General features: G+C 64.1%; 3 protein-coding genes and 1 pseudogene. 1 reads left to right on the plus strand and 3 read right to left on the minus strand.

Annotation, left to right across the window (positions count from 1 at the left end; translation table 11 throughout):
* Positions 1–124: 124 nt before the first annotated feature.
* Positions 125–676, minus strand: coding sequence for a hypothetical protein (locus DB30_RS40155; RefSeq protein WP_052559352.1), 552 nt, complete (start codon positions 674–676; stop codon positions 125–127).
* Positions 677–1,004: 328 nt separating this feature from the next.
* Here DB30_RS40155 and DB30_RS43370 point away from each other — a divergent pair.
* Positions 1,005–1,526 (plus strand): annotated as a pseudogene (locus tag DB30_RS43370) (type I restriction enzyme endonuclease domain-containing protein); the annotation flags it as partial.
* 364 nt (positions 1,527–1,890) lie between these two features.
* On the opposite strand, the gene DB30_RS40165 reads toward DB30_RS43370, so the two are convergent.
* The gene (locus DB30_RS40165; RefSeq protein ID WP_052559356.1) at positions 1,891–2,349 is read right to left on the minus strand and encodes a hypothetical protein; all 459 of its coding nucleotides are present in this window, start codon (positions 2,347–2,349) and stop codon (positions 1,891–1,893) included.
* Positions 2,350–2,884: 535 nt separating this feature from the next.
* The coding region (locus tag DB30_RS40170; RefSeq protein ID WP_146662856.1) for a serine hydrolase domain-containing protein at positions 2,885–4,248 on the minus strand (1,364 nt) is incomplete at its 5' end.

Raw genomic sequence — 4,248 nt, forward strand, 5'->3', positions numbered from 1 at the left:
GAGTGACATCCCGGCGGCCATGGGGGGCGGCCTTCTCATCCCATCCGGTACAGCTTCGGCCTCCCTCCTAGGCAGGAACGGCCCCAGACGCACCTGACGACGCGACTCCAAACTGATCGGCGCTCTAGCAGGTCGGTTCGAGCACGCATGCTTCTTCGAACAACAGGTTGATGCACTGAGTCATGCCGGTGAAGCTGCTTGCGTCGCAAGCATCGAAGAAGGCCTGAGGGGGGATCGCCCGGGCCGAGACGTGTGTCATGAAGCTGTCATCATGCTCGGACCGAAAGGTCACCAGCGCGTTGCCATCACCGAATACTTGGACGCGCCAGGTCTCCGAGCCCAGCATCGCGGGCTTCACGAGGCTGTAGTCGCCGATCGTGCCAGCTGCGATGCCATCGAGCGTGCACTCGGCCGCCACAGGGTCAAAACCTTCCTGCACGACGACGTCGCAGGGGGTATCGAGACCGCACACGTAAGGCTCGGGGCCCAACGTATCGTCCTGCACGTCAAAGCAATCGCCCTCGCCGGTGGTCTCCTCGCCGGTCGTCTCCTCGCCGGTCGTCTCCTCGCCGGTCGTCTCCTCGCCGGTCGTCTCCTCGCCGCCTTGGCTGTCTACGCTTCCGGTACCGCAGGCAGAGATCGAGAGGGTCAGGGACAGTACGATTGCTCGGTTCATGTCTGGCTTTCGTGCCCCGAGTCGGCGGTTCGATCACGGGCTGCTGGGTTCGGCCGACGCCAATTTCTCGGTGACGAGCGATGGAAACGGCCGATGCCACGCCAATTCTCCGAAGTTTTCACGCACGAACACCTCGCCGACGAAGTCGGGGCCAGACTTCTGACCCGCATGCGGACGGCTCCCAACCCCCGATGGGGGATCTCCAGGTCCGGCACCCCGCCGCTGTACTGCCGGGCGAACAGCCCCGTCCCCCCGGCGTCGATGCGGTCGGCCTGGGGGTCTCGGGCGTCCATCGGCGCTCGACGCCACGGCCCACAAGTCGCAGGGCGATCGCAACGTCGTGCAGGCCCGCCGCTTCTCCGAGATGCTCGAGCGCACGCTCTTGCGCTACCAAAACCGCACGATCGAGGCAGCGCAGGTCATCCTCGAGCTCATCGACATGGCCAAGGAGATGCGGGACTCGCCCAAGCGGAAAATCACCATTTGTCAGTGTCGTGCAGGGTTGGCCGACGATCGACTCGCATACGAACCCCGTGAGTTCAGAGCAAGCGTTGGCTCGACACGACTGTCCCGTATCCGCGCAAACTTCATCGCACGTCAACGGGGTCGGTTGGCCCACAGGCCGCGAGCAACAAGACGAAGACTTGAACGAGCGTGGGGCGTTTCATGCACCTCGGACGACGTTGTCACCCGCAACAACAAAAGGCGACTCGAATGCCCCCGTAGTACACCTCGGGTGGCCAGGGGATGGGGTCGCCACAGGGCCCTGCATAGTCGAGCAGTGGATGGTGACCGCTCACCAGTGTCCCGCAGGGTTGGCCGAAGACCGACTCGCACACGAACCCCGTGAGTTCAGAGCAAGCGTTGGCTCGACACGCCTGACCCGTGTTCGCGCAGACGTCATCACACGTCAGCGGGGTCGGCTCGAGCCACTCCACTCCGAACCAACTTGGGCCACAAACACCATCGACACAGGTGCCTGATTCATAGTCGCCCTTTCCCCTCCCGTAGCAAATCGTTCCACACGTGCCGCAGTTGTACCTGTCGGTTTGGAGATCCGCGCCACCACACGGTAGGTCGGGCGTCTCCTCGGCGATGTCCGGCGGTGGCTCGTCGCCAGCACCATCACCCGGTTTGCTTGGCCCGCAGGCCGCGAGCAACAAGACGAAGACTTGAACGAGCGTGGGGCGTTTCATGCACCTCGGACAACGCTGTCACCCGCAACAACAGAAGGCGTGTCGAATGCCGTCGTAGTAGATCTCGGGCGGCCACGGGAGGGGGTCGCTACAGGGTCCCGCAAAGTCGAGCAGCGGAACATCACCGTCTGTCAGCGTTCCGCAGGGTTGGCCGAAGATCGACTCGCACACGAACCCCGTGAGCTCAGAGCAAGCGTTGGCTCGACACGCCTGACCCGTGTTCGCGCAGACGTCATCACACGTCAGCGGGGTCGGCTCGACCCACTCCACCCCGAACCAACTTGGACCACAAACACCATCGACACAGGCACCGGACTCATACCTGTCGGTCCGGAGATCCGCGCCACCACACGGTAGGTCGGGCGTTTCCTCGGCGATGTCCGACGGTGGCTCGTCGCCAGCACCATCACCCGGTTTGCTGGGCCCGCAGGCCGCGAGCGACAAGACGAAGACTTGAACGAGCGGGGAGCGTTTCATGCGACCTCGGACAACGCTGTCACCCGCAACAACAGAAGGCGTGTCGAATGCCCCCGTAGTAGACCTCGGGCGGCCACGGGAGGGGGTCGCTACAGGGTCCCGCAAAGTCGAGCAGTGGATGGTGACCGCTCACCAGTGTCCCGCAGGGTTGGCCGAAGACCGACTCGCACACGAACCCCGTGAGTTCAGAGCAAGCGTTGGCTCGACACGCCTGACCCGTGTTCGCGCAGACGTCATCACACGTCAGAGGGGTCGGCTCGAGCCACTCCACACCGAACCAGCTTGGACCACAAACACCATCGACACAGGCACCGGACTCATAGTCACCCTCGCCCCTGCCGTAGCATATCGTTCCACACGTGCCGCAGTTGTACCTGTCGGTTTGGAGATCCGCGCCGCCACACGGTAGGTCGGGCGTTTCCTCGGCGATGTCCGACGGTGGCTCGTCGCCAGCACCATCACCCGGTTTGCTGGGCCCGCAGGCCGCGAGCGACAAGACGAAGACTTGAACGAGCGTGGAGCGTTTCATGCGACCTCAGTAGACTGCAGGCACGGGCAGCTTGCACCCCGTGAAGTTCGGGCCAAAGGAAGGATCGGGCAGGCACGGCCAGACTTGCCCGATCTGGCTAAACCCCTGCACGAGGTTGGGGGACGCCATGAGTGGATTGATGAAGTTGGTCGAGCTATCGAGGCCGTTGGCCAGGAACACGACGGTGATGTCGTACATCCGGTTGTGGACCACGAGCGCGACCGTTCCGTCGTCGCCTCCCATCCAGCCAACCCAATTGCCCCGCACGTACCACCCGTGAACGTAGGCCCAGCCGGGGGCTTGCTTGTGACTGAAATTCCACAAGGCGGGATGCCACATCCAGGCGGCGGCGCTCTGGGGCAACAAAGTGTCTGTACGGCTGATGCTGCGGATGAGGCGTCCAAGCGCCTCACCATCCGCCCACCAGCCACCAGCAGCGAGCGGCGCGCCGCCAAGGTGAGAATTCCCGCCATACCGGGTCGTGGCGCGCGTCGGCGCGCGTGGCTCGTCGGGCCCCATGTAGGGGCGCCAGGGCTCAACGGGATTTGCTGCGAGGCCCACCGCGGGCTGCACGGGTTGCGGTGGATTCGGCCAGGCGACATTGTACGGATGCCGGGCGTCGATGAGATATTTTCCGATCAACGCGCGAGTCGGCCCACGCGAGCGAACCCGGGGACCAGGATAAGCGTAGACTCGATCCTCCAGACCGAGGGGGGCGAGCAATTTGCTCGTCACGTACTCCTCATACGCGACCCCAGACTGTACGCGGACGAGTTCGCCCACGAGCGAGTAGCCCGCGTTCGAGTACCGCATTGTGCCCATCGTTCGGTCGGCCGTGAACCACTCGGGTTGCCAGTAGGTATCATCCTGCAAGGCTCCCAGGTTCACGTGGCCGTCAGGCGGAGGCACAAACACATACTCGAACAACTCCTCACCATCCACCGGGGCCGTGGCCCCCCCGGCGACGATCAGCGTGTGGTTCGCGTAGGACGTGGGTGTCTCGGTCGGTCCGGCGAAGCCACCTTGATTGTCGAGCACGTCCCGCACTCGGACCGTCAGCGAGTTCGCGGGCGCCAGCGGGGCGTTGAGTAAATAAGTCGGGGCCACGCCGATCATGCCCGCAAATGACGTATTGAGCGATACCCCCTGAACGTCCATCTCACGAACGACCGCCGTCGCGGTCAACGACTTGGACACGGACCCCGTCCCCATTGAGGCGTTCAGCGGCGTGTCCGGGTAGACGGCTGGCGCGAAGGTATACGCCCGATTGAGCACCAAGCTCGAGCCCTCGAAGATATGCAAGGTGGCCGAGGGCCGGGTGTATTCGCCGATGTCCGCGCCAGCGCAGACCTCGTCGTGAAGGCACGGGA

The sequence above is a fragment of the Enhygromyxa salina genome (genome assembly GCF_000737335.2).
Taxonomy (GTDB): domain Bacteria; phylum Myxococcota_A; class Polyangia; order Nannocystales; family Nannocystaceae; genus Plesiocystis; species Plesiocystis salina_C.

What these genes read in the sequence shown, in the direction of transcription:
- DB30_RS40155 (WP_052559352.1), bottom strand. Translation starts at nt 676, where the DNA reads ATGAACCGAGCAATCGTACTGTCCCTGACCCTCTCGATCTCTGCCTGC.
- DB30_RS40165 (WP_052559356.1), bottom strand. Translation starts at nt 2,349, where the DNA reads ATGAAACGCTCCCCGCTCGTTCAAGTCTTCGTCTTGTCGCTCGCGGCC.